Origin of the sequence: Amycolatopsis silviterrae, assembly GCF_042684085.1 — a bacterium.
In the GTDB taxonomy this organism is placed as follows: Bacteria; Actinomycetota; Actinomycetes; order Mycobacteriales; family Pseudonocardiaceae; genus Amycolatopsis; species Amycolatopsis silviterrae.
On sequence record NZ_JBHUKS010000026.1, the window covers coordinates 377,347 to 399,453 of the forward strand.

General features: G+C 70.9%; 25 protein-coding genes and 2 tRNA genes. 17 read left to right on the plus strand and 10 right to left on the minus strand.

The window, feature by feature from the left end; translation table 11 throughout:
- Nucleotides 1-224: 224 nt before the first annotated feature.
- Nucleotides 225-1,568, minus strand: a complete 1,344-nt coding sequence (locus ACFSVL_RS33105; RefSeq protein WP_378309818.1) for an MFS transporter — start codon at nucleotides 1,566-1,568, stop codon at nucleotides 225-227.
- Nucleotides 1,569-1,734: 166 nt separating this feature from the next.
- Here ACFSVL_RS33105 and ACFSVL_RS33110 point away from each other — a divergent pair, with 166 nt between their 5' ends.
- Nucleotides 1,735-2,304: a TetR/AcrR family transcriptional regulator gene (locus tag ACFSVL_RS33110; protein ID WP_378309820.1), complete on the plus strand. Its 570-nt coding sequence runs from the start codon at nucleotides 1,735-1,737 to the stop codon at nucleotides 2,302-2,304.
- 1 nt (nucleotide 2,305) lies between these two features.
- Here the strand turns inward: ACFSVL_RS33110 and ACFSVL_RS33115 are convergent, their stop codons facing one another.
- Nucleotides 2,306-3,379 (minus strand): DUF5937 family protein, encoded by a 1,074-nt coding sequence (locus tag ACFSVL_RS33115; RefSeq protein ID WP_378309822.1) that lies wholly within the window; start codon nucleotides 3,377-3,379, stop codon nucleotides 2,306-2,308.
- 100 nt (nucleotides 3,380-3,479) lie between these two features.
- On the opposite strand from ACFSVL_RS33115, the gene ACFSVL_RS33120 reads away from it, so the two are divergent.
- Together ACFSVL_RS33120 and ACFSVL_RS33125 are read left to right on the plus strand one after the other, a co-directional pair.
- Nucleotides 3,480-4,670: an MFS transporter gene (locus ACFSVL_RS33120; protein ID WP_378309824.1), complete on the plus strand. Its 1,191-nt coding sequence runs from the start codon at nucleotides 3,480-3,482 to the stop codon at nucleotides 4,668-4,670.
- 4 nt (nucleotides 4,671-4,674) lie between these two features.
- Nucleotides 4,675-5,442 (plus strand): SGNH/GDSL hydrolase family protein, encoded by a 768-nt coding sequence (locus ACFSVL_RS33125; protein ID WP_378309827.1) that lies wholly within the window; start codon nucleotides 4,675-4,677, stop codon nucleotides 5,440-5,442.
- A gap of 4 nt (nucleotides 5,443-5,446) precedes the next feature.
- Here ACFSVL_RS33125 and ACFSVL_RS33130 read toward each other — a convergent pair whose 3' ends face one another.
- Entirely contained in the window at nucleotides 5,447-5,974 is a 528-nt protein-coding gene (locus ACFSVL_RS33130; protein WP_378309829.1) for a CGNR zinc finger domain-containing protein, read from the minus strand.
- Nucleotides 5,975-6,455: 481 nt separating this feature from the next.
- Here ACFSVL_RS33130 and ACFSVL_RS33135 point away from each other — a divergent pair.
- The 3 genes from ACFSVL_RS33135 to ACFSVL_RS33145 all read left to right on the plus strand — a co-directional run bounded on the left by ACFSVL_RS33135 (nucleotide 6,456) and on the right by ACFSVL_RS33145 (nucleotide 7,985).
- Nucleotides 6,456-6,541, plus strand: a tRNA-Tyr gene (locus ACFSVL_RS33135).
- Between the two features lies 1 nt (nucleotide 6,542).
- Nucleotides 6,543-6,616, plus strand: a tRNA-Arg gene (locus ACFSVL_RS33140).
- 706 nt (nucleotides 6,617-7,322) lie between these two features.
- Entirely contained in the window at nucleotides 7,323-7,985 is a 663-nt protein-coding gene (locus tag ACFSVL_RS33145) for a GNAT family N-acetyltransferase (RefSeq protein ID WP_378309831.1), read from the plus strand.
- A 114-nt stretch (nucleotides 7,986-8,099) separates the two neighbouring features.
- On the opposite strand, the gene ACFSVL_RS33150 is transcribed toward ACFSVL_RS33145, so the two are convergent.
- Together ACFSVL_RS33150 and ACFSVL_RS33155 are read right to left on the minus strand one after the other, a co-directional pair.
- The gene (locus ACFSVL_RS33150) at nucleotides 8,100-8,681 is read right to left on the minus strand and encodes a cytochrome b (RefSeq protein ID WP_378309833.1); all 582 of its coding nucleotides are present in this window, start codon (nucleotides 8,679-8,681) and stop codon (nucleotides 8,100-8,102) included.
- Nucleotides 8,678-9,754 carry a catalase family peroxidase gene (locus tag ACFSVL_RS33155; protein WP_378309835.1) on the minus strand — a complete coding sequence of 359 codons (1,077 nt, stop codon included), beginning with the start codon at nucleotides 9,752-9,754 and terminating at the stop codon, nucleotides 8,678-8,680. Before ACFSVL_RS33155 ends, ACFSVL_RS33150 begins: the two co-directional genes overlap by 4 nt.
- Before the next feature lie 164 nt (nucleotides 9,755-9,918).
- Between ACFSVL_RS33155 and ACFSVL_RS33160 the strand changes: the two genes are divergently transcribed.
- The 5 genes from ACFSVL_RS33160 (at nucleotide 9,919) to ACFSVL_RS33180 (ending at nucleotide 13,722) form a co-directional block, all read left to right on the plus strand.
- Nucleotides 9,919-10,458 carry a sigma-70 family RNA polymerase sigma factor gene (locus tag ACFSVL_RS33160; RefSeq protein WP_378309837.1) on the plus strand — a complete coding sequence of 180 codons (540 nt, stop codon included), beginning with the start codon at nucleotides 9,919-9,921 and terminating at the stop codon, nucleotides 10,456-10,458.
- On the plus strand, nucleotides 10,455-11,066 hold the full coding sequence (locus ACFSVL_RS33165) for a hypothetical protein (protein ID WP_378309839.1): 612 nt from the start codon (nucleotides 10,455-10,457) through the stop codon (nucleotides 11,064-11,066). Before ACFSVL_RS33160 ends, ACFSVL_RS33165 begins: the two co-directional genes overlap by 4 nt.
- 409 nt (nucleotides 11,067-11,475) lie before the next feature.
- Nucleotides 11,476-12,369 (plus strand): aminoglycoside phosphotransferase family protein, encoded by an 894-nt coding sequence (locus ACFSVL_RS33170; RefSeq protein ID WP_378309841.1) that lies wholly within the window; start codon nucleotides 11,476-11,478, stop codon nucleotides 12,367-12,369.
- Nucleotides 12,370-12,517: 148 nt separating this feature from the next.
- Complete coding sequence (locus ACFSVL_RS33175; protein ID WP_378309843.1) at nucleotides 12,518-13,483, plus strand: alpha/beta fold hydrolase; 966 nt, start codon at nucleotides 12,518-12,520, stop codon at nucleotides 13,481-13,483.
- Nucleotides 13,484-13,554: 71 nt separating this feature from the next.
- On the plus strand, nucleotides 13,555-13,722 hold the full coding sequence (locus tag ACFSVL_RS33180) for a hypothetical protein (RefSeq protein WP_378309845.1): 168 nt from the start codon (nucleotides 13,555-13,557) through the stop codon (nucleotides 13,720-13,722).
- A gap of 6 nt (nucleotides 13,723-13,728) precedes the next feature.
- Here ACFSVL_RS33180 and ACFSVL_RS33185 read toward each other — a convergent pair whose 3' ends face one another.
- The gene (locus ACFSVL_RS33185; protein ID WP_378309846.1) at nucleotides 13,729-14,529 is read right to left on the minus strand and encodes a pentapeptide repeat-containing protein; all 801 of its coding nucleotides are present in this window, start codon (nucleotides 14,527-14,529) and stop codon (nucleotides 13,729-13,731) included.
- Between the two features lie 46 nt (nucleotides 14,530-14,575).
- Nucleotides 14,576-14,986, minus strand: coding sequence for a hypothetical protein (locus ACFSVL_RS33190; RefSeq protein WP_378309848.1), 411 nt, complete (start codon nucleotides 14,984-14,986; stop codon nucleotides 14,576-14,578).
- A gap of 86 nt (nucleotides 14,987-15,072) precedes the next feature.
- On the opposite strand from ACFSVL_RS33190, the gene ACFSVL_RS33195 reads away from it, so the two are divergent.
- Both ACFSVL_RS33195 and ACFSVL_RS33200 read left to right on the plus strand, forming a co-directional pair.
- Nucleotides 15,073-16,245, plus strand: a complete 1,173-nt coding sequence (locus tag ACFSVL_RS33195; RefSeq protein ID WP_378309850.1) for a sensor histidine kinase — start codon at nucleotides 15,073-15,075, stop codon at nucleotides 16,243-16,245.
- Nucleotides 16,242-16,847, plus strand: a complete 606-nt coding sequence (locus ACFSVL_RS33200) for a response regulator transcription factor (RefSeq protein ID WP_378309852.1) — start codon at nucleotides 16,242-16,244, stop codon at nucleotides 16,845-16,847. The genes ACFSVL_RS33195 and ACFSVL_RS33200 overlap by 4 nt, the downstream gene beginning before the upstream one ends.
- 3 nt (nucleotides 16,848-16,850) lie before the next feature.
- On the opposite strand, the gene ACFSVL_RS33205 is transcribed toward ACFSVL_RS33200, so the two are convergent.
- Nucleotides 16,851-17,375, minus strand: coding sequence for a TetR/AcrR family transcriptional regulator (locus tag ACFSVL_RS33205; protein ID WP_378309854.1), 525 nt, complete (start codon nucleotides 17,373-17,375; stop codon nucleotides 16,851-16,853).
- Between the two features lie 139 nt (nucleotides 17,376-17,514).
- Here ACFSVL_RS33205 and ACFSVL_RS33210 point away from each other — a divergent pair, with 139 nt between their 5' ends.
- Both ACFSVL_RS33210 and ACFSVL_RS33215 read left to right on the plus strand, forming a co-directional pair.
- Nucleotides 17,515-17,748 carry a hypothetical protein gene (locus ACFSVL_RS33210; protein WP_378309856.1) on the plus strand — a complete coding sequence of 78 codons (234 nt, stop codon included), beginning with the start codon at nucleotides 17,515-17,517 and terminating at the stop codon, nucleotides 17,746-17,748.
- 23 nt (nucleotides 17,749-17,771) lie between these two features.
- On the plus strand, nucleotides 17,772-18,611 hold the full coding sequence (locus ACFSVL_RS33215; protein WP_378309858.1) for an NmrA/HSCARG family protein: 840 nt from the start codon (nucleotides 17,772-17,774) through the stop codon (nucleotides 18,609-18,611).
- 40 nt (nucleotides 18,612-18,651) lie between these two features.
- On the opposite strand, the gene ACFSVL_RS33220 is transcribed toward ACFSVL_RS33215, so the two are convergent.
- Nucleotides 18,652-19,503, minus strand: coding sequence for an oxidoreductase (locus ACFSVL_RS33220; RefSeq protein ID WP_378309860.1), 852 nt, complete (start codon nucleotides 19,501-19,503; stop codon nucleotides 18,652-18,654).
- 85 nt (nucleotides 19,504-19,588) lie between these two features.
- The gene (locus ACFSVL_RS33225; protein ID WP_378309864.1) at nucleotides 19,589-20,437 is read right to left on the minus strand and encodes a helix-turn-helix transcriptional regulator; all 849 of its coding nucleotides are present in this window, start codon (nucleotides 20,435-20,437) and stop codon (nucleotides 19,589-19,591) included.
- Between the two features lie 107 nt (nucleotides 20,438-20,544).
- Between ACFSVL_RS33225 and ACFSVL_RS33230 the strand changes: the two genes are divergently transcribed.
- Complete coding sequence (locus tag ACFSVL_RS33230) at nucleotides 20,545-21,123, plus strand: TetR/AcrR family transcriptional regulator (RefSeq protein WP_378309866.1); 579 nt, start codon at nucleotides 20,545-20,547, stop codon at nucleotides 21,121-21,123.
- A 50-nt stretch (nucleotides 21,124-21,173) separates the two neighbouring features.
- Nucleotides 21,174-22,055: an alpha/beta fold hydrolase gene (locus ACFSVL_RS33235; protein ID WP_378309868.1), complete on the plus strand. Its 882-nt coding sequence runs from the start codon at nucleotides 21,174-21,176 to the stop codon at nucleotides 22,053-22,055.
- Nucleotides 22,056-22,107 lie beyond the last annotated feature (52 nt).

Here is a 22,107-nt window from a genome sequence, read left to right on the forward strand (position 1 = left end):
GGGCCGCGGGTGTGCCTGAGGCGCGAGTTCGTCGTCTGTGAGGGACTCCTTGAGGGAATCAGATTCCCCCAAGGAGTCCCTCACAGACGAAGTTGACCGGTCATGTAGTCACCAATCGGGCATTTCGGCGCTCCTGGTGTCCTTTGTGGACTGCCAACGGGCGTGCGGCAGCGTGTCTTAAGCGCCTGGCACTGGACTCAGGGTCGGTGAAGGGCCCGATGCGATCAGCGGGCATACACGCGGACGTCGTCGATGTCGGCCTTCGACCGGTCCGGCAGCGCGATCACGCACACCGCGGTCACCACGACCGAGGCGACGATGTAGATCGAGATCGAATACGGCGTCCCGGTGGCGTGCAGCAGCCAGGTCGCCAGCAGCGGAGCCGGGCCGCCCGCGAACACCGAAGCCAGCTGATACCCCAGACCCGCGCCGCCGTACCGCAAATGCGTCGGGAAGCTCTCGCCGATCAGCGCCGCCTGCGGGCCGTACTGCATCGAGTGCGCGACCAGCGACACGATGATCGCGAGGAAGATCATCGCGTGGCCGCTGTGGGTCAGCACGGTGAAGTACGGGAACGCGATCACCCCGGTCAGCAGCGACCCGGTCAGATACACCCGTTTGCGCCCGATCCGGTCGGAGAACTGGGAGAACAACGGGATCAGCAGCAGTTCCGCGGCCGCGCCCACCAGCACCGCGTTGAGCACGAAGGTCTTGCTGAACTCCGGCCGCTGCACCACATACACGAGCACATAGCTGGTGAACAGGTAGAACGGCATCTGCTCGCTGAACCGCAACCCGGCCGACAGCAGGATCTCCCGCCAGTGGTGCCGGACGACGTCCTTCACCGGAGCCTTCGAAGTGCGCTTGGCGGCGACCGCGGCGGCGAACATCGGCGTCTCCATGATCCGCAGCCGGATCACCAGCCCGATCGCCACCAGCACCAGGCTCAGCAGGAACGGGATCCGCCAGCCCCACGACGAGAACGCCTCCGGCGACAGCGTCGCGGACAGCAGCGTCATCCCGCCGGTGCCCAGCACCAGCCCGACCGGGACCCCGACCTGCGCGAAACTCGCCAGCAGCCCGCGCCGTCGCTGATCGCCCCATTCCATCGCCAGCAGCACCGACCCGCTCCACTCGCCGCCGATCGCGATGCCCTGCACCAAGCGCAGCAGGACGAGGATCAGCGGGGCCGCGATGCCGATCGTCGCGGCGCCGGGCAGCAGGCCGACGATCGCCGAGGACACGCCCATCAGCAGCAGCGTCACGATCAGCGTCGCCTTGCGGCCCAGCCGGTCTCCCCAATGGCCGAAGATCGCCGCGCCGACCGGACGGGCCGCGAACCCGACCGCGTAGGTGGCGAACGACTGCATCACCCCGGCGTAGGCGGACGAGGCCGGGAAGAACAGATGGGGAAAAACCAGCGCGGCGGCGGTGTTGTACAGGAAAAAGTCGTACCACTCGATGGTGGTGCCGATCGATCCGGCCAGGGCCGCTCGGCGTACCTGCACCCGGCGGTCGCCGGAGGACGCTTGGACTGACTGGGTGACCTCGTTGTCGCCTAGAGTCATGGTCGTGCACCTCTCGTGACGGTCGTCACACTATAGTGTGGACGACCCGGAATGGTTTGACGATTCCCGTCGCCTGCTCCGGACGGGTTGTTTCCGCCCATCCGGCACGCCGTCCGGACCTGGATCGGGCGCCGCGCGGCGGGACCGCGCGACTACCATCACAGCCGTGACCGAGGACAAGCCGCTGCGCGCCGACGCGCGGCGAAACCGGGCGAAGGTGCTCGAAGCCGCCGAGACAGTGTTCGCGGCGAAAGGCACCGGGGCGCCGACCGAGGAGGTCGCGCGCGAGGCCGGGGTCGGCATCGGGACGGTATTCCGGCATTTCCCCACAAAAGAAGCGCTGCTGGAAGCCGTGCTCTACGCGCGGCTGCACCGGTTCGTCGACGAGGCGGACGCGGTCGTCGCGCAGAACGCCGCCGACGCCGGTGCCGCGTTCTTCACCTTCCTCACCAGCTGGATCGAGATGTCCAGCGCCAAAAACGCCTACTTCGAAGCGCTGAGCGCCGCTGGCGTGTGCGTGCCCAGCACCGGATCGGTGATCGGGGAGCGGCTGCGCGAATCCCTCGGCGTGCTGCTGCGGCGCGCGCAGGACAGCGGCGCGGTGCGGCGCGACGTCACCACCACCGAGCTGATTCCGGTCATCATCGGCACCGCGAAAGCGGCCGAGCACGTCGGAACCGACCGCGAACTGCGCGACCGCACCATCGCGATCCTGTTCGACGGCCTCCGCACCTGAGTCAGCGCAGGACGGCGGCGAGCAGATCAGTGCCGAGCGAAGACAACTGCGGCAGATCGAGCGAGTAGCGGACGTACCGGCCGTGCCGTTGCGTGGTCAGCAGGCCCGCCCGCCGCAGGACCGCGAGGTGCCGGGACACCTCCGGAGCCGACAGATCCCAGCTGTGCGCGAGTTCGCCCGTCGTGTGCGGGCTGCGGGCCAGCATGCGCAGCAGCCGCAGCCGCACCGGATGGGCCAGCGCGTCGAGCCGCAGCACGACCGTGTCCAGCGGCACCGGCGCGGCCGCTTCGGCGACGGGGTACTGCACCACCGGCCGCCAGCCCGCCGCGTGCACCACGGCCAGGTGCGGACTGCCGAAAACGCTGGGAATGAACGTGACCCCGCCGTCGTGGGCGGAGGTCGCCTTGTCCTGCAGCTTGTCGATGACGATCCGGGCCCCGTCCTCGGACAGCGCGACCGCGCCGGAAACCGCGTCGAGCGCCGCCCGGATTCCCTTGTGCCGCAGCAAATCCTGCTTGTGCCGAAGGTCGGCGGCGAGCTGCGGCTGGAGCCCGGCCCACGCGCTGTCGAAGAACGTTTCAGCGCACTGTTCGAGAGTGTCGCGGACGCGGGCGCGCGTGGCCGAGGGATTCGTGAGCAGGCTTTCCGCGAACGCTTCCTGCCGAGGGCCGCGTGCCTGAGCGAGGTCCAGCGCACGCTCGCGCGAAGCCGGGTCGGCGAGTGGAGACCGCGCGGCGATCCGGGTGCTGCCGCAGGTCGAGACCAGCGCCGCGGTCGCGTACGTTTCGTCGTCGATCAGGTCGACGTCGGCCAGTTCCTCGGCGAGCGTCGGGCGCGGATGTGCGGGCAGCAGGAAGTCGGCCTGGGCCGAACGCCACAGAGAGTCGGCCTCCCGCACGCGTTCGGCCAGTTCGGGCCGCATCCCGGCGCAGACCTCGCGCGCCCATGCGGCGAAGTGCGGATGATGCGCCGGCTCGGCGAGCACGTGCAGCATCGCGGTCAGCTCCGCGAGCGGCGACGCGGCGAACCGCAGTTGCTCGGCGGGCAGCCCGGCGATGTCGATCCTCAACGTCACCGCCCCAGCATCGCCGATCGGACGGCCCGGTCCTTCGCCGGTTGACGGAAATTGCGAATCGGCGTGCTCCGCACCAGGTCAGCGCAGCACTGTCGGCGCCATGACCACCAAGATCCGGCCAGTCGCGCTGATCCGTGTTTCCGGCGGCCCGCGCTACGCGGCCGCCATGGCCGTCGACGCGGTCGGCACCGGCCTGCTGCGCCCGTTCCTCCTGATCTACGGCGTCACCGTGCCCGGCCTGTCCGCCCCCGCCACCGGAGCCGCGATGACCGCCGGCGTCCTGGTGGGCCTCGGCTGCATGCCCGCCGTGGGCCGATGGCTGGACCGGGGCGCGCGCAGCACCGTGGTGGCCGCTTCGATGCTGGTGCGGGCGCTGGGCGTCGCGACATTGCTGGCGACGCCGACGGGTCAGGTGTGGCCGTTCGTCGCGGCGGCTGTGCTCTTTTCAGCAGGCAACCAAGCTTGGCCAGCCGCGCACGCCGCCCTGGTCGCGACGCTCGCCGTCGGCCGGGAACGCGACGCGGCACTCGCCGCCAGCCGGTCCCTCCGCAACGCCGCGCTCGGCATCGGAGCCCTGCTCGCCACCGCGTGCCTGGCCGGTGGTTCGGAAGCGTTGCGGGCCATGGCAGTCGGCACCGGCGTCGCGTATCTGGTCGCCGCCGGCCTCGCCTGGTCCGTCCACTTGCGCGCCCCGGCCGCCGCGGCGGTGCCGACCGCGGAGGGTGCGCCGCGGATGGGCGCGCTGCTGGCCGCGAACGTCATCTACGCGTTCTGCCTCAACGTGCCGGAGATCGCGGTTCCCTTGGTGCTGACCGCGTATCTGCACGCGTCCCCGGTGTGGTCGGCGGTGGTCTTCGTGGCCAACACGGTGCTCGTGGTCGCCCTGCAGGTGCCGGTCACCGTCGCGCTGGCGCGGGTCTCCCGGCGGGTCGCGCTGGCGGCCGGGGGAGTCGTGTTGACCTTGTCGTACCTCGGCTTCCTCGCGGCGTCCTCGCTCGGACCAGGCTGGGCAGCGCCCGCGATCGCCGCGGTCTCGGTGGTCTGCACCATCGGCGAGATCATCTACGCGGGCAGCGCCACCGCGCTCGTCATCGCAGTGGCTCCCGCGCGCCTCGTCGGCCGGGCGATCGCCCGCTTCGAACTGTCGACCGGTGTCGGGCTCGCCGTGTCTCCGGCGGCGATCACCGCGCTCGCCCCGCTTGGCTCGGGAGCGCTCTGGGGCAGCCTCGCCGGGGCGACGCTGCTGTCCGCGGGCGCCGTGGCCGGGCAGGGAAAGCGCGGCCTAGACTGAGCTGATGACCAACCGCTTAGTCTGTATTGGCGATTCGTTCACCGAAGGCGTCGGGGACGACGACCCGTCCGCGCGCAACGGTGTCCGCGGCTGGGCCGACCGGGTCGCCGAGGCGCTGGCGAGCGAGCCCGGGTTCCGCTACGCCAATCTGGCGGTGCGCGGGAAACTCCTGCCGCAGGTGCTCAACGAACAGATCGAACCGGCGCTGGCGATGAAGCCGGACCTGGTCACCGTGTACGCGGGCGGCAACGACCTGATGCGGCCGCGGGTGGACATCGACAGCCTCGCCGACTCCTACGAACGCGCCGTGGCCCGGTTCCGCGCGGCCGGCGCGCAGGTGCTGCTGTTCACCGGCGTCGACGGCGTGGAAGACGCGCTGTTCCGGCAGATCCGCGGCCGGGTCGCGATCTACAACGAGCACGTGCGCGGCATCGCCGCCCGCCACGAGACGCTGCTGGTGGACATGTGGTCGATGCGCCAGCTGCGCGACCGTCGCATGTGGTCCGCGGACCGGCTGCACCTCAACGCGGCCGGGCACACCGAAATCGCCATCGCCGTGCTCGCCGCGCTGGGCGTGCAGCACAGCCTCACGCACGTCGCGCTGGGACCGCGCCCCCGCCTGTCGACGCGGGAACAGCGCGCGGCGAACCTCCGCTGGGGCCGGGAACACGCGCTGCCGTGGATCGGCCGCCGCCTGCGCGGCGAGTCCTCGGGCGACACGATCGCCCCGAAGTACCCGGAACTGCAGCCCTTCGGCGAAACAGTCGCCTGACGGGTCACCCCGCGAGCTGCCGCGCGCGATGGTCGGCGACGTTGACCCGCGTGCCGCAGCGAGTGGAACAAAACCGCCGCCGACCGTTACGCGACGTGTCCACGAACGCGACGCCGCACCCCTCGCGCGCACAGACGCCGAGCCGGTGCGGCTCCTCGCACACCAGATGCGCGAGCCCGCCCGCGGTGTACGCGTAGAACCTCTCGACCACTCCCGCGCCTTCGCTGGAGTAGTGCAGATGCGGGGCTTTCCCGTCGTGGCTGGCGATATTGGGCCGGCACGCGGCGATCGCGAGCAGATCGTTGACGAGATCGACCCGCTCCGCCGTCGTCTCCGCGACGAAGACCCGGTGCAAGCGCCGTCCCCACGCGAGAATCCGCTCCGCGTCGTCCGCCGCGATGCGCGGCAACACCATCTCGTGCGCCTGCCCCGCGGCCCGCACCTCGGCGGCCGTGACGCCTTCGCGCTGGGCAAGAGTCGCCAGATCGGCGGCTACCTGCGCGCCCGCGCCGCCGTAAGGATTGAAGTGCACTCGCCCATTACAACACGATCCGCCCCGCCCGGGAACGTCCAGCCGGAAAATAGATTGCGTGCCGCTTGCGGGCAGGCGAAGATCAAGGCACGAGAACGGTTGAAGGAGCGCTCATGACGAACCTGCGGGAGATGCGCGGCACCGCCCACACTGCCCGGCGTTCGTCCGGCTATCAGCGTCGCACCTGGCGAAAAGGCGGCCTCCTCGAATGCGCGGGCTCCCCGTCGTGACGTAAGCAAACGTCCGACGAGAGCCGCCCATCGGGGAACCGATCCGGGCGGCTTCTCATTTTCCGGCCCCCCGGAAGCAATTACCTCCGGCACGCGAGCGTAATTTCCTGCTGCCCATTTCACGATGGCCGCCGCGGTTCTTTGACAACTCCACAACGGAGCAAGACTTTTCCCCAAGGCTCGTCCCCGTCGCCTCACCCGCGGCCAGGACGAGCGCCGGGTCCGGCAGCCGAACGCGGCCGGACCCGCACGGTGAAGACGGGGCGGCGGCGCCCCGCCCGGCGGTAAACCGGGTGTCCCTTTCGCGGCACTGGGGGTTCGACTCCCTCCTTCACCACACCCCGGTAGCTCAGCCGGAAAGAGCGCCGCACGACGAATGCGGAGGCCCCAGGTTCGAATCCTGGCCGGGGTACGGGCGCCGGCGCCGGGGGAGCGCCGGCGCCTCGCGCGCAGTTCCCGGGCCGTTGCCTGGCATTGGCGCCGAGGGCATCGCGGAGTCCTGAAGGTTCCGTTGCCGCACCGCTGGCCGGACGCCGAGGTGACCCGAATAGGTGGGCGTCAGTGTCGAACGCCGCGACGAATCAGTCGGGGATCGGGCACTAACGGTGCCCCGAGGACCCGAGCACATCCCAATGCCGAGATCCGCGGGCGCGGTCGCGCGCACCATCGAGAGGGTGGACTCCTTGCATCTCGCGCTCAGTTCGGGGGTGCCGCTCGCCGGGTCGACTGGCATCGGGCGAACGACGCTGCTCGCCCGAGCGGGCGACGAGAATGCCGGTCGTGGGGGCCAGGGTGTCCATCATCCGGCTCGGTGTCCTGCGGCGGCACGAGTCGAAACCGGCGGACGCGGTGCGGATCAGGCTGCTGACCGCGGGGAGGTTGCCCGGCTGGCTGCGGAGTCGTGGCCGGAGGCCGCATTGTTCGCCGAGGTGCGTCCGCTGCGGGCATCCCCGCGGGCGTCCAGGACGCGGTGTACCGGCTGCGGCGCGCCGGATCCGGCGGCTCGGCCGGAAAGCGGGGCGCACCTGGACCAAGACCTGCCGATCTTGGCAGGAGGAGGCGTCGGGATACCTCGTCCGTCTGGGAAGGAAACGTAATACGTGGAGACAGGTGCGCACATGTCGGAGTCCTTTGTCGTCGGTCCGGTCACGGACGTCTCCGAGGACGCCGCCTTCGCGTTTCACCGCGACAACCTCGGCGATTTCATCTTGCCCCTCCCTCGGGACACGTTCCGGCGGATCGTCGAAGAACGCCAAGCGATCGCCGTCGAGCAAGGCGGAGAGATCGCGGGCATCTGCTACGTCAAACCGGACGGCAAGGAGCTCGACGACGTCGTGCGCTGGGAATTCGGCGGGCTTTTCCTCGCGCCGGCCCTGCGTGGACTGGGACTCGGTGCGCTGCTGAGCAGCGTCGCGATCGCAGCTGTCGCCCGTGCCGACGGCAAGCCGGTCATGGGCTACGTGCATCAGGACAATCAGGAGGGCCTTGGCTTGCTCGTCCGTCGGCTCGGTTTCCGGATGACTGGCCAGACAATCCGGCTCGGCCCCGACGACGCCGCAGGGTATCTCCGCCGCGACAGCGCCGGTTTCGCGGCGGCCAACATTCTTCGTCTTCCCGACGCGGCGCTGGCACGCATCGCCGACGCCGTGGAACACCTCGACGATGGTTCGCGGAGCCGCTCCGGGCGGATCCCGGTTCGGCTCGCTGACGGCTTGTTCCCAGCAGGACCGCGGGAAGCCGCGCAATGTCTGCGCGTTTTCGCTGAGCGCAGCGAAAGCTGACACGTCGCTGTGTCCCCAGTGGACGTTCGTGAGGAACCCCGAGTGTGAGCCGCGCGGCCTCGGCCTGCTGATCGGGTCGCCGAAACGGCGTCATCGCCGCTCCGCGGGTCTTGGTCAGCCTTCGCTCGGCTGAGGATCCGATCCCGGCGGCAGGTCGCGCTGCTGTGCGGCGCGGCGCCCGAAGGTCATGCGCGACAGGAGCCGGTCGCGGAGGACGAGGGAGTGGAACAGCACCGCGAGGAGATGCGCGGTGAAGGTGATGAAGAGGGCGTACGCCAGCAGGGAGTGCGCAGTGCGCAGCACCGAGTAGAGGTCCGCGTTCGCCGGCGTGATCGCGGGCAGGTGAACTGAACCGAAAAGCACCGCGGGAGTGCCGGAGGCGCTGACCATGGCCCATCCGACGAGGGGCTGGGCGAGCAGAAGCAGGTACAGCAACAGTTCGGAGCCGGTCGCGGCCAGTCGTTCCATCTTGCCCAGCGGGGCGGGCGGGGGCCGGTGCCGGAGCCGGTTCGCGATCCGGACGACGGCGAGGAGCAGCACGAGCGCGCCGAGCGGCCGGTGCACCGCCTGCAGGAGCCGGTAGTCGGCGAGCGAAGTGACCATGGCGAATCCGATCAGCAGCATCGCGACGACCAGGACGGCCATCGCCCAGTGCAGGATCCGCGTGAACACCGTGAATCGTTGCGGGGCGGTCATGCGGACGCCTCCCGGACCTGGACGGCGCTGGGCTGTTTCGGTTCGCCGCTACGGCGCTCGAACGACCGTGCATACACCGCCGAGCGGGCACTGAGGAGGGGATCGTCCGAGACCGCGAGCCCGTCGGGCAGGACGGTCGGATCGAAGTTCACGTCCCGCGCGTTGCCTTCGGCCTCCGTCTCCGCGCGGTCGAGGACGAGGGTGCCGGCGATGATCCGGCGTCGTCCGGGCGGCCATGCGGTGGTCGCGTCGTCGGTGGGGTCGCCGGGCTCGGCGACAGTCAGCACCAGGCGCCACTGCGACGCGGCTTGCGCGATGGCCGCGGTCGCGGTGTCGAAGAGCCGATCGCGCCCGCCGGCCTGCGCGGACGGCGGGCGGGGCACTGGTTCGAACGTCCAGCGGATCGCGCAGGTCTGCCCGGAACCGGCGGTGGCGACGAAGGCGTTGAGGCCGTGGAAGGTGCTGTCGGCGAACCCCGCAGAGGGCGGCTGGGCCTTCACGCGGGCCATTGCTTTCACGGTTTCGGGATGCCGTCGCAGGAATTCCGCGGTGCGCCGGGGATCGGGTTTGCCGGTGGCGGGATCGGGGGCATAAGCGACGATCCGGTCGGCGAATCCCTGCGGAGTGCGGTCGAGGAACACCGGAATGTTCACCATCGCGGTGCGCCATTGTTCCCCGCCGGGGAGTTCGAAGCGGAGCGCGAGCCCGCGCACGGTCGCCGGGGCGTCCGGGGCGTAGGGCATGCCGCCCGAGAGCGAGAACCGGCCCGTGACCGGGTAACTGCCTCGCCGGAACACCGAAGCGGAACAGACCTCGGCCCCCGCGCCGTTCGCCTCGAATCTGCCGGAGAGACTGACCCCCTTCGCGTGGTTGCGGCGGAAGCCTTCGTGCCTGCCGTACACCTGCTCGAACCGGTCGGCGAAGTCCGCGGGCGTCAGGGAATCGCCGCCGAGCCTGCCGCTCGCGCCGAGGAACGCCCCGACGTCGACGACGCCGATTCCGGCGACGGCGGCCATCCCGAACAACGCGCCGCGCCTGCTGACGGGCAATTCGCGCAGTCGCTTGTTTTCCATTCCAGCCTTTCGAGCGTCGACGTTTCCCGGGGTTACGCGCGGCTCGGCGCGGGCGTTGAACGGCGGCGATGTGGCGAGCGCCACATGGGAAGATCGGGGTGGCGGTTCAACAGCGTGCGCTTGCCGTGCGTATCCATCCGCGGTACGGCGAAACGGGGTGAGCGGTGCGGTTGTGGCGATCCGGGGACGAGGCGGTCGCGGAGTCCCTGCGCGGTGAGGCCGGCGTGCGGGCCGCGTACGACCGGTACGGCGGCGAGCTGTTCGGCTTCGCATTCAACGCGCTCGCCGATCGGCAGCTTGCCGAGGACGTCGTGCAGGAGACCTTCGTCCGGGCGTGGCAGGCAGGCCGCCGGTTCGACCCGGCGCGGGCGAGCCTGCGCTCCTGGCTGTACGGAATTGCCCGCAACCTGGTCATCGACGCGCGGCGCAGGCGTACTGCCAGACCGGTGCCGACCGAGGCGCAGCCCGAACAACGGGCCGACGACCCGTTCGACCGGCTGCTGCTGAGGATTCAGCTGGACGAGGCGATGCGTCAGCTGAGCGACGACCATCGCGCCGTGCTGGAAGCCGTGCACGTCGAAGGCCGTACTTGCGCGGATTACGCCGCGGAGCGCGGCATCTCCGCGTCGACCGCGCGCAGTCGGCTCTACTACGGCATTCGTGCGCTGCGGCTGGCGCTCGAGGAGAACGGGGGCTTGCGGTGACGAACGGGCAGTGCGAGCGGGTGCGCGGCGAGATCGCCGAACTGGTCATGCTGGGCAGACCCCTGGACGCGGAGTTGCTCCGGCACGTCGACGGCTGCGCCGGGTGTTCCCGGGACCTGGCTGAGATCCAGGAGGTGGCTGGCGTGTTCGCCGCTGCCGAGGGAGCTTCGGGGCCGCCGGACCTGGGGCGGCGGATCGAAGCGCGGGTGCGCGTCGCGCGCGGAAAGCGTTTCGTCCGGCGGATCGGCGTCGTGGCGGCGGCCGCGGCGGTAGCGGCCGCGGTGGCGCTGGGCACCGGCATGCTGTCGGGGCCCGCTGAGCCGCCGCCGCAGGTAGCGCTCATCCGCGACGGCTCGATGGTCCCGCGTCCGTGGGGCACCGAGGTGCCGATCATGCTGACCGGTTTGCGGACGGGGGAGACGTATCAGTTCGTCACTGTCGGCCGCGGCGGCCGCAGCATCCCGGCCGGCAGTGTCCACGCGAGCGACGCCGGCACGGTCCACACGCGGATGATCACCGCGATGAGCCGGGACACGATCACCGCTCTGCTGGTGCGCGACGCTGACGGTCAGCAGGTGGCGACGGTGCCGGTCGGACAGCAGGGGTGACCGTCGACGACGCAGGACGACCCGCCCGCCAGCTCGACCAGCCGGGTGCGCTGCGGACGGTGCGCGCTAAGCCAGCGAACAACCGGGTCCATGCGCGAAGACTGCCGGCTGGCGGGCATTCTTGCTGAGTGCAGGGGCAGGGCCCGCAACCGCGAAGCGCGCCTAGCGGGAAGCCGATCCCCGAGCGACCAGGTGCTCGCTCGCCCGCTCCCAGCACCACGGGCCGTGCCAGGCGCCGTGCACGAGAACGAACGTCCTGGACTCGTTGTCCCTCATGATGATCACGCTAACCAGCCAACGGGCGCCCAGCGGTTCGCCGAGCACTTTCCTGCCCGAAACGACCCGGCGCCATTGCCTGGCGGCTCACGATGTCCCGGAGCGAAATCCGCTTCCCAGTACCGTGTTTCCCATGACCGACACCGAGATCGAGATCACCGCCGACCTGGTCCGGGACCTGCTGCGGGACCAACATCCCGACCTCGCCGACCTGGCGATCCACGAGGTGCCGGGCGGCTGGGGCAACCAGATGTGGCGGCTCGGCGACGACCTGGTCGTGCGGATGCAGCGGATGGACCGAACTCCCGAACTCCAGTTGAAGGAACGCCGGTGGCTGCCCGTGCTGGCCCCGCACCTGCCGCTCCCGGTCCCGGCCCCAGTGCGGTCCGGCGAACCGTCCGAACGTTTCCCCAAGCACTGGACCGTGATGACCTGGGTCCCCGGCGACCCGCTGGACCACAGCACGATCAGCCGAGGCACCCACGCGGCCGACACCCTCGCGGACTTCCTCCGCGCACTCCACGTGCCAGCCCCCGCCGACGCGCCGATCGCCACCGACCGCGGCACCCATCCCCGCGACTGCACCGAGGGCTTCCAGCAGTTCTTCGAGGCGGTCCCCCTGGACGACGTCGCCCCCGACGTCCAGGCAATCTGGGACGACGCCGTCGCCGCCCCGGCATGGGAAGGCCCGCCGGTGTGGGTGCACGGCGATCTCCATCCCGCGAACGTCGTCGTCACGGACGGGACGCTTTCCGGCATCGTCGATTTCGGCGACCTGTTCGCCGGCGACCCGGCCTGGGACCTCGCCGCCGCGTGGGTGCTGCTGCCTGAGGGGATGGCCGCGCGGTTCTTCGACACCTACGCCCGCGCGGACAAGGCGACGATCCGGCGCGCCCGCGGCCTGGCGGCGTTGAAGAGTCTCTTCCTGATCCTCATGGGACAGAACGGAGACCGCGGCCTCCCCGGCGGCAAACCGCACTGGGGACCGGCGGGCCGGGCGGCGCTGGAGCGCGTGCTGCGCGATTGACCCTCGGCCGCTGCGGAAACCCCGCAAGCGGCACCGTGCGCGGTTCGGCAACCAGTGGGCGGAGGTCTTCGGCCAACGCCATGTCCAGGACGAGGTGCGTTCGTTTTTCGCTTCGCTGGTCCGGCCGTTTCGGCTACTGTCGGCGTTCATGATCGATAACGTGGAGGTGCGGTCCTCCGGGCTTCTCCCGGTTGGCGGAGGGCACGAGATCTACTGGGAGGAATCGGGAAACCCCGACGGGATCCCCGCCGTGCACATACACGGGGGACCGGGCGCCGGGCTCGGCAGCGGCTCATACCGGAACAAACTCGATCCGGAGCGGTTCCGCATCATCGGTCTGGACCAGCGAGGCTGCGGACGGTCCAGGCCGCTCGTCACGGCGGCGGGCTACCGGCTGGAAGACAACACCACGGCCGACCTGATCGCTGACCTCGAACGGGTCAGGGAGCACCTTCACGTCGGCGAGTGGCTGCTCAACGGCGTGTCGTGGGGCTCGACGCTCGCCCTCGCCTACGCCCAGGAACATCCGGCAAGGGTGCTGGGCATCGTTCTCATGGCAGTCACCACTACTGACCGGTTTCAGGTGGACTGGATCACCGAGACAGTCGGCGCGGTTTACCCCGAAGCGTGGGACAGCCTCGCGACGCATGCCGAGCAGGCGGGCATAGGTTATCGTCGGCACGAAGGCCGTGTCGTCGAGGCATACGCCCGTTTGATGACCGACCCCAAGGCTCGGGACGCGGCGTCCCGGGCATGGATGGACTGGGAAGACCACCACGTCTCGATCGGCACCGGCCAGGTCCATTCCAGTGCCGACTGGAGCGACGAGGTCCGGCAGGTTTTCGCCACGCTCGTCACGCACTACTGGGCCAACGACGGGTTCCTGAATCCGCCGATCCTGCGGCGAATGGACCGCCTGCACGGCATCCCGGCCACCCTCGTCCACGGCCGGCGCGACGTCAGCGGACCGGCGGTCTTCCCCTGGATGCTGCACCGTGCCTGGCCCGGCAGCGAACTGGTCATCGAAGAGAGCGAAGGCCATGGCGGCGAGCTCATGGTGAAGGCGTGGCGCTCGGCCAATGACCGCCACGCCGACCGTATCGAGGCACGGTGAAATGTCCCGCTCCGCCGAGCGAAATCGGTAAGGGTTGAACTGCACTGAACCATTACCGCACGATGGCGGACATGGAAGAAAACCGCTGTCCTCGCTGCGGCTGGCCGCTAGCCGACCTGCCCGCCTCCGCTGTCGTGCCCGCGTCGGCGGGCAGCCGCGCCGACTATCTCCGTTGTGTGTGCGGCGCCTGGATCGCCCGGCTCGGCGGGGTGGTCGTCGGGTCCACCCGGCCGCGCTGAGCTGACTTACCAGTGCGAGGGCCGGGCCAGCCGCTGCGGCAGCTTGGTCGCGTGGTCGCCGCGGGCGGCGTTCACCTGGGACTGGGTAAGGAAAATGCTGTCGGTGAAGTCGGCTCCGCGGACGTCGGCGTCGCGCAGATCCGCGCCGATCAGGTCTGCCCGGCGCAGGTCCGCGCCCCGGAGGTCGGCCGCGATCAGGTACGCGCCGCGCAGGTTCGCGGCACGCAGGTCCGCCCCGGCGAGCTTCGCGCCCATGAGGTCGGCGCCGCGGCGGTCCTTCTTCCGGCCGGCTCCGGCGCGGACGAGTTCGCTCGTGCGCGTCAGCAGCGGGTTCGCCTGGGCCCGCCGGGCGTCGACGTCGATCGCCAGCACCGCGTCCGCGTCTCCCGCCGTCGCCTGTTCGAGGTCGGCGATCGCGGCGTCCAGCTCGGCGTGGATCTCGCGGGTCGCGGCCAGCGAGCGCGCCTCGGTGAGGTACCAGAGCAGCTCGTGCAGGTGCCGCATCACCGGCAGTGCGGCGAACATCCGATCGCGGGTTTCCGGGGCGTCGCGCCAGCTCCGGCCGGCGAAGGTCACCTGCGACACCTGCTGTCCGGCGCCGAAGCAGTCGTACCCGGTGCAGCCCGCGAAACCCTTGGGGCGCAACCGGTCGTGGATCCCGCAGAGATCGTCCGGCCGCAGGTTCGGGCACGGGTCGCCAGCGCGCTTGTCGATGGCGAAATCAGCGGATCTGGTGAAAGTGAGCGCGACGCAGCACAGTGCGAAACAGCTCGTGCAGTCGGCGGTCAGGGTGTGGCGGTCGGGCAAGGTCTCTCCAGCGAAGGCGGGCGAACCCGCCAAGGGTAGTCCCCGCTCAACTGCCGACGACGACCACGACGCGTCGGCGGCGCGCCCGCATCACCAGCAGCGCGAGCGCGAACACCTGCAGTTCCGGTGCGACACCGGGCAAGTCGGCGACGCGGGCGCTGAGGGTGCCGATCGTGTTCCCGGCCTCGTCGACCCGCGCGTGGTCCCGGCGGCCGGTCCGGCGGAAGCGAAGCACCTCGCCGCCGCTCTCGACGCTCCACTCCCGTCGGCCTGGCCGGTGCGCGCTCGCGATCACTGATCCGTCGGCGGCCAGCAACTGCCGGGTGCCGAGCCGATACCCGGCGCCGTCCAGCTGGAACTTCCCGCCGGACCGGGCTTCGACCACGGTGAGCGGCTGCCCGTCGCGGGTGATCTCGTAGCGCTTGCTCGCCAGGCCGGTTTTCTTCGCGTGCAACATGCGGCCAGTCCAGCATCGCCTCGCCGGGACCGCCCGTGCCGTTTGTCATGGGTGATCATCGGCGAGGCGGTCGTACCATGATCGACGTGCGCGAAACCGATCCGGACCGCTTCTCGATCCGGCAGTGGCCGGACTGGAGCTTTTGGACGGACCCGCTCCGCGGCGCCTCCGAACTGCACCGCGGCCGCGTCCGGTCCGTGCTGGTCAACGGCCTGATGATGGGCTTCCTCGCGGCCTGGGTCATCGACCTGTCGGACGGCCGGAACGGCGCGGTGCGCACCGGGCTCGCCGTCGGCTTCCTCTGCTGCTACGCCCTCGCGTACCTGCTCGTGCTGTGGTTCGGCCCGGTCGCGCTGCGCCGTCGGCGGATCGCGATGGTGGCGGTGATGTTCGTGCTCGGCGCGCTGCCCGCGCTGATCCTGGGCTCGCCGGTGTACCTGACCGATCTCACCTACGCCATCGCGATCGGGCTCATGCTGTTGCCGCTGCGGTTTTCCCTGCTGCTCGGTTTCGGCACGGCCGCCGCCCAGATCGCGTGGATGGCCGTCAAGGACGGCCGCGTCGGGTGGGGCGTGGTCCTCACGCTCGTCGCGGTCACCGCGATCCTCGGCGTCGTCTACGCCCTGATGTTCACCATCGGCCACCTCAAGCTCGCCCGCGAGCAGGTCCGGCGGATGGCGGTCGACCAGGAACGGCAGCGCGTCGCCCGGGACCTGCACGACGTCCTCGGCCACAGCCTCTCCACGATGACCCTGAAACTCGGCCTGGCACGGCGGATCCTGGAATCGTCGGACGACGCCGCCCCGGCACTCGCCGAGATCCGGGACCTGGAAGGACTGTGCCGGGAAGCCCTTTCCGACGTCCGCGCCACCGTCTCCGACTACCGCACCGTGTCGCTCGCGACCGAGGTCGCCGGCGCGAAAGTGGCCCTGCGCGCCGCCGGCGTCCAAGCCGAACTGCCCGCCGCGGCCGACGGTGTGGCTCCCGAACTCCAAGGCGTTTTCGGTTACGTGGTAAGGGAAGCTGTGACCAACGTGCTCCGCCACTCCGACGCCCAGCGCTGCAGTATCCGCGTCGGCCGCGACTGGCTGGAGATCGCCGACGACGGCACTGTCCCGGCCGATGTCGTCCCCGGGCACGGCCTCACCGGCCTGGCCGAACGGATGGCCGTGGTGTCCGGCTCGCTCGAACACGGCCGCGGCCCCCAAGGCGGGTTCCGGGTCCTCGCACGCGGACCGGCGACCGGAGGTGCGGCGTGATCCGGGTCCTGCTGGCCGACGACCAGGCGCTCGTGCGCGGCGCGCTGGCCTCCCTGCTGCGGATGGAGTCCGACATCGAAGTGGTCGCCGAGGTCGGCTCGGGCACCGAAGTGGTGCCTGCCGCGCAACGGACCACGCCGGACATCGCGCTCGTCGACGTCCAGATGCCCGGCCGCGACGGGCTCTCCGTCACCGCCGAACTGCGCCGCGCGCTGCCGGACTGCCGCGTGCTGATCTGCACCACCTTCAGCCGCCCCGGCTACCTGTCCCGTGCGATGTCCGCGGGCGCGGCGGGCTTCGTGGTGAAGGATTCGCGGCCGGAACAGCTGATCAACGCGATCCGCCGGGTCCACGCCGGGCTGCGGTTCGTGGACCCGGCGCTCGCCGCGGAATCGCTGGCCAGCGGCGCGAGCCCGCTCACCGACCGCGAGGCGGACGTCCTGCGCGCCGCCGCGGAAGGCGGAACGGTCGCGGACATGGCGACGGCACTCGGCCTGTCGGCGGGCACCGTGCGGAACCACCTGTCGTCGGCGATCGGGAAAACGCAGGCCCGCACCCGCGCGGAAGCGGTCCGGGTCGCCGAGACGAGCGGCTGGCTGTAGCGCCTACGCGGCCAGGCCGTGAAAGACCAGGTCGAGCAACCCGGCCGCCTGCCCAGCCGGGTCCGGTTCGGTCTCGGTGACCAGCGCGACGGCGTTGACCAGCTTGAACACCTGCCCGACCGAGACCTCCCGACGGACCTCGCCGGCCTCCTGCGCGCGGGTCAGCAGTCCTTGCGCCGCCTCGAATACCGCCGCCCGGCAGGACGAGCCGTCCTCGCCCAGCGCCGCCGCGAGCCCCCGCTCCGCGCTGCCGTACGCGATGACCTCGCCCAGCCACTCCTTCAACGCCGCACCCGGCGACGGTGCCGCAGTCAGCTCGCCGGCTCGGTGGCACAACGCGTCGATGTGGTCGCGGAAGACCGCCTCCAGCAGCGCCTGCCGGGTGGGGAAGTGGCGGTACAGCGTGGCGTTCCCGACCCCGGCGCGCTGCGCGATGTCGTCCAGCGCCGCGTCGGCCCCCTGCTCGGCGAAGGCGCTTCGCGCGGCCGCCACCAGCCGGTCGTAGTTGCGCTGGGCGTCGGCCCGCATCGCGGCCTCCTGGTTGCCTAATCGGGGATTGTCCCCGTATCGTAGCCGACGGAAAACGGGGACGGTCCCCGATTAGGAGGTTTCGTGGGCTCCCGGCTGCGGGACTACGCCGCCCGGCACGCCGAGCCCGGGCAACGAGGTGCTGATCCTCACCGGCACCGGCGACGCGTGGACCAGCGGCACCGTCTTCGCCGACACCCACTTCCGCTCCGGCGCGGTCGCAGGCGACGGGCAGCATCTCGTCTACCAAGAACTGCTCGGCCTCAACCGCGCCGCCCGGCGGCTCACGCACGCCGTCGTCCAGCGCCCGTGGCAACGCCGCCTCGTGGACGACCTCGCCTTCGGCCGCGCACACCACTTGCTCACCAGCTGAAACCCCATCCACCGGAGGAAAAAATGCCCACCATCCTCGTCACCGGAGCCACCGGCACCCAAGGCGGCGCGACCGCCCGGGGACTGCTGGCCGCCGGACAACGCGTCCGCGCGCTGGTCCGAGACCCGGAAACCCCCGCCGCACAAGCACTCGCCGCCGCCGGAGCCGAACTCGTCCGCGGCGACCTGGGCGACCTCAGCTCGCTCGACGTGGCCGTCAAAGGGGCCGACGGCGTCTTCAGCGTCCAGCCGACCCTCGGCTATCCCGGCACCCCGCCCGGCTTCACCCTCGACGACGAACTCCGCTACGGCCGCAACGTCGCCGACGCCGCCGCGGAAGCCGGTGTCCGGACCTTCGTGTACGCCTCAGTCGGCTCGGCGGACGCCCCGCACGGCATCACGCGCTGGCAAACCAAGTCCACTTTGGAGCGTTACGCCCGCGACCTCGGCCTCCCGGTGACCGCGCTGCGGCCGGTCCGGTTCATGGAGAACCAGCTCCACCCGCGGATGGGCGTCCGCGACGGCGTGCTGACCGACGTCTTCCTCCCGGAATCCCCGGTCCAGCTGGTCGCGGCCGCCGACATCGGCGCGTTCGCCACGCTGGCCTTCACCCGCCCGGCCGAGTACGCCGGACGGACGATCGAACTGGCCGGCGACGAGCTGACCATGCCGCAGATCGCCCAGGCCATGGAGCGGGCGCTGCGCCGTCCGGTCGCCTACCGCCCGATCCCGCGCGAAGCGCTGACCGACCCCGACGCCCTGGCCGGCTACGACTTCGCCAACAACGGCGGCTGGCGCCCGGACATCCCGGCCCTGCGGAAGGAACACCCGGGCCTGCTGGACTTCGCCGCCTGGCTCGGGTGACGGGGCCGCCGAACCCCCAGGAGATCGGCGGCCCCCAGCGTCACGCGACGGTCACTCCGCCTTCGGTGGAGTCGGTGGAGAGGGTGAGCTTTTCCCACGCGTCGAAGTCGTCCTGGACGCGCTGGCGTCCTGCGGTCACCAGGCGGAGCGCGTCCGAGCCGAGCAGGAGATGCACCGGCGGGTTCTCCTCGTCCAGCAGGCTCAGGATCGCGTCGCCCGCGCGATCGGGGTCGCCGATGCCCTGGCCCGCGAGCTTCTGGCGACGGGTCCGGATCGGGTCGAACAGTTCGTCGTAGTCGGCGATGCTGCGCGGCGCGCGGACCAGCGACCGGCCCGCCCAGTCGGTTTTGAACGCGCCCGGTGCCACCGCGGTGACCCGCACGCCGAACTGGCCGACCTCCTGGGCAAGCGTGTCGGTGATCCCTTCGAGCGCGTGTTTGCTGCCCTCGTAGAACGCCAGCCCGGGGAAGGTGGTGTGCCCGCCCATCGACGTGATGACGAAGATCTGGCCGTCGCGCCGTTCCCGCATGCCGGGCAGGACCGCCTTGACGGTCGCGACGGTGCCGAAGACGTTGACCTCGAACTGGCGGCGCAGATCGGTCATCGACGACTCTTCGAAGGTGCCTTCGAGCCCGTAGCCGGCGTTGGCGACGAGCACGTCGATCGGCCCCAGTTCCTCCTCGACCTCCCGCACTGCCGGGTCGATCCGGTCCGCGTCGGAGAGGTCGAGGAGGTAGGCGTGGGCGCGGTCGGGGTCCAGCGCCCGGAAGGCGGCCGCGTGCTCTTGGGTGCGCACGGTGCCGGCGACCCGGTGCCCGGCCGCCAGCGCGCGCCGGGCGATGGCCAGGCCGAGGCCGGTGCTGACGCCGGTGATCAGGAATGTCTTGCTCACTGCGATGTTCCTTTCATGGAAGAGGCCGCGTGCGCGGGCACGACGGCATGGCCCCGCGCCGCGGCGGGGCCGGTTCGGGCGGAGGTCAGGACCGGGCGGGTTCGCTGCCCCAGCTGGCCAGCAGCCGCAGCCGGTCCTCGGACGGCGAGCCGGACTGCGCGGTGTAGACCACGAGCGACTGGCCGGGGTCGGCGACCGAGGTGAAGATTTCGTACTGCAGCTCCAGATCGCCGGCGACCGGATGCCGGAGCCGTTTGAGGCCGGTGCTGCGTTCCCGCACGCGGTGTTCCGACCACCACGCCGGGAACTCCGGCGACCGCATCATCAGCTCGCCGATCAGGTTGGCGATTCGCTGATTGCGCGGCTGGGCGGCCGCTGCCAGCCGCAACCCGTGCACGTAATCGCGCGCGACGCGTTCCCAGTCGCACCACACCAGACGGGCCCGCGGATCCAGCAGCGTCCAGCGCGCCATGCTGCGTTCCTGGCGCGGCAGCTCGGCCACCCCGGGAAACAGCAACGCCCACAACGCGTTCCCGCCGACGACCGTCAGGTTCCGGTCGCTGACGAACGCGGACGCCAGCTCCATCGAGTCCAGCACCTGACGCAGCGCCGGCCGCAGCCGGACCGGGTGATCCGTCCGGTCCTGGCGTCCGGCGGCGCCGCCCGCGAGGGCGAACAGATGCCGCCGCTCGATGTCGTCGAACCGCAGCGCGTCGCAGAGGGCGTGCAGCACCTGCTCCGACGGCTGCCGGGCACGGCCTTGTTCCAGCCGCGTGTAGTACTCCGTGCTCACCCCGGCCAGCTGCGCGACCTCGCCGCGCCGCAGTCCGGCGACCCGGCGGCCGGAGCCGAACTCGGCCGGCAGACCGATTTCGTCCGGCGTGAGCCCCGCGCGGCGGGCCCGCAGGAACTCGCCCAAGTCGTTCTCGCCCATGCCCCGAGTCTGCCTTTCGCCCCCAAGATCACCAAGGGCGTAGCTGGCCCTGCCAGTACTACCCACGTTCTTGAACGCTCGATCCAGAAAGCGGGTAGGGTGTGGTCATGGTCAGGACACGCGAGTTCGACACCGAAGCGGCCGTGAGCCGGGCGATGGAGCTGTTCTGGTCGCGCGGCTACGAGGCGACCTCGGTGCGCGATCTGACCCAGCACCTCGGGATCGGGCAGGGCTCCCTGTATGCCGCGTTCGGCGACAAAGACGGCCTGTACCGGGCCGCGCTGGAGCACTACCGGGCCACCCTCGCGGCGACCGCCCTGGAAGGCCTGAAGAACGGCACCGACGCCCGTTCGGCGATCCGGACGCTGCTGGTCGAGCGGATCCGGCTCGCCGTGGCGGACGACGGCCGGGGCTGCCTGGCGGTCAACGCCGTCTGCGAACGCCTGCCGGGGGATCCGGCCACCCGCCGCACCGTCCAGGACATGCAGGACGCCAGCCGCGACGCCATCGCCGAGGTGCTGCGCGTCGCGGCGGAGCGCGGCGACATCGCGGCGCGGCACGATCCGCGGACGCTGGCCGCCTTCCTGGTCACCTTCCTCAACGGACTGCTGGTCACCGCGAAGATCACCCCGGACGTCCGCGCCCTCGAACCGCTCGCGGAGGTGGCGCTGGCCGCCCTCGACTGAGTTTTTCCTGCCGTCAATCTGGATCGTACGTTCAAGAAAGAGGGATAACCATGATGCTCGACCACGACGGAACGCCGGTCCGCACCGGCCGCGCCACGGTCAACGGAACGAGCCTGCACTACCGGACCGCGGGTTCCGGCCCCGCGGTGGCACTGCTGCACGGCGTGCCCAAAACCGGCTACCACTGGCGGTATCTCGTCCCGAAGCTGACGCCGCATTACACCGTCGTCGTCCCGGACCTGCGCGGACTCGGCGATTCCGCCCGCCCTGCCGGCGGATACGACTCCGCGACGATGAGCGACGACGTCGCCGGCCTGATGGCCAGCCTTGGACACGAGAACTACGCCGTCGTGGGGGAGGACTGGGGCGCGGTCATCGGCTACCAGCTCGCCGCCCGCCACCGCGAGCGCGTGACCGCGCTGGTGTTCGCCGAAGCGCTGTTCCCCGGCTTCGGCTTCGAGGACCACACCGCGCTCACCGCCGAAAACGTCGCCAGCGGCATGCACCTGTGGCATCTGGGCTTCTACTTCCAGCCGGACGTCCCGGAAATGCTGATCGCCGGCCACGAACGCGAGCTGATCACCTACATGATCAAGTTCGAACGCAGCCGTCCCGACAGCGCCACGCCCGACGCGATCGAGGAGTACGTCCGCTGCTACTCCATGCCCGGCGGCATCCGCGCGATGCTCGCGATCTACCGGTCGATGCTCGTCGACGCGGAGCAGAACCGGCAAGCCGCGCAACGGAAACTCGATATCCCCGTCCTGGCGCTCGGCGGCTCCGCCTTCATCGGCGACCGCGCCGAATCGCAGATGCGGATCATGGCCGACGACGTCACCGGCCGCGTTTTCGACGCCGGGCACGACCTCGCCGAGGAGGTCCCCGACGAGATGGCCGACGCGCTCCTGCCGTTCCTGGCCAAGCATCACTGAACCCGGTGGTGCCGCGCGCGACCCCCAGTGCTCCGCGCGCGGTGCCGCCGAA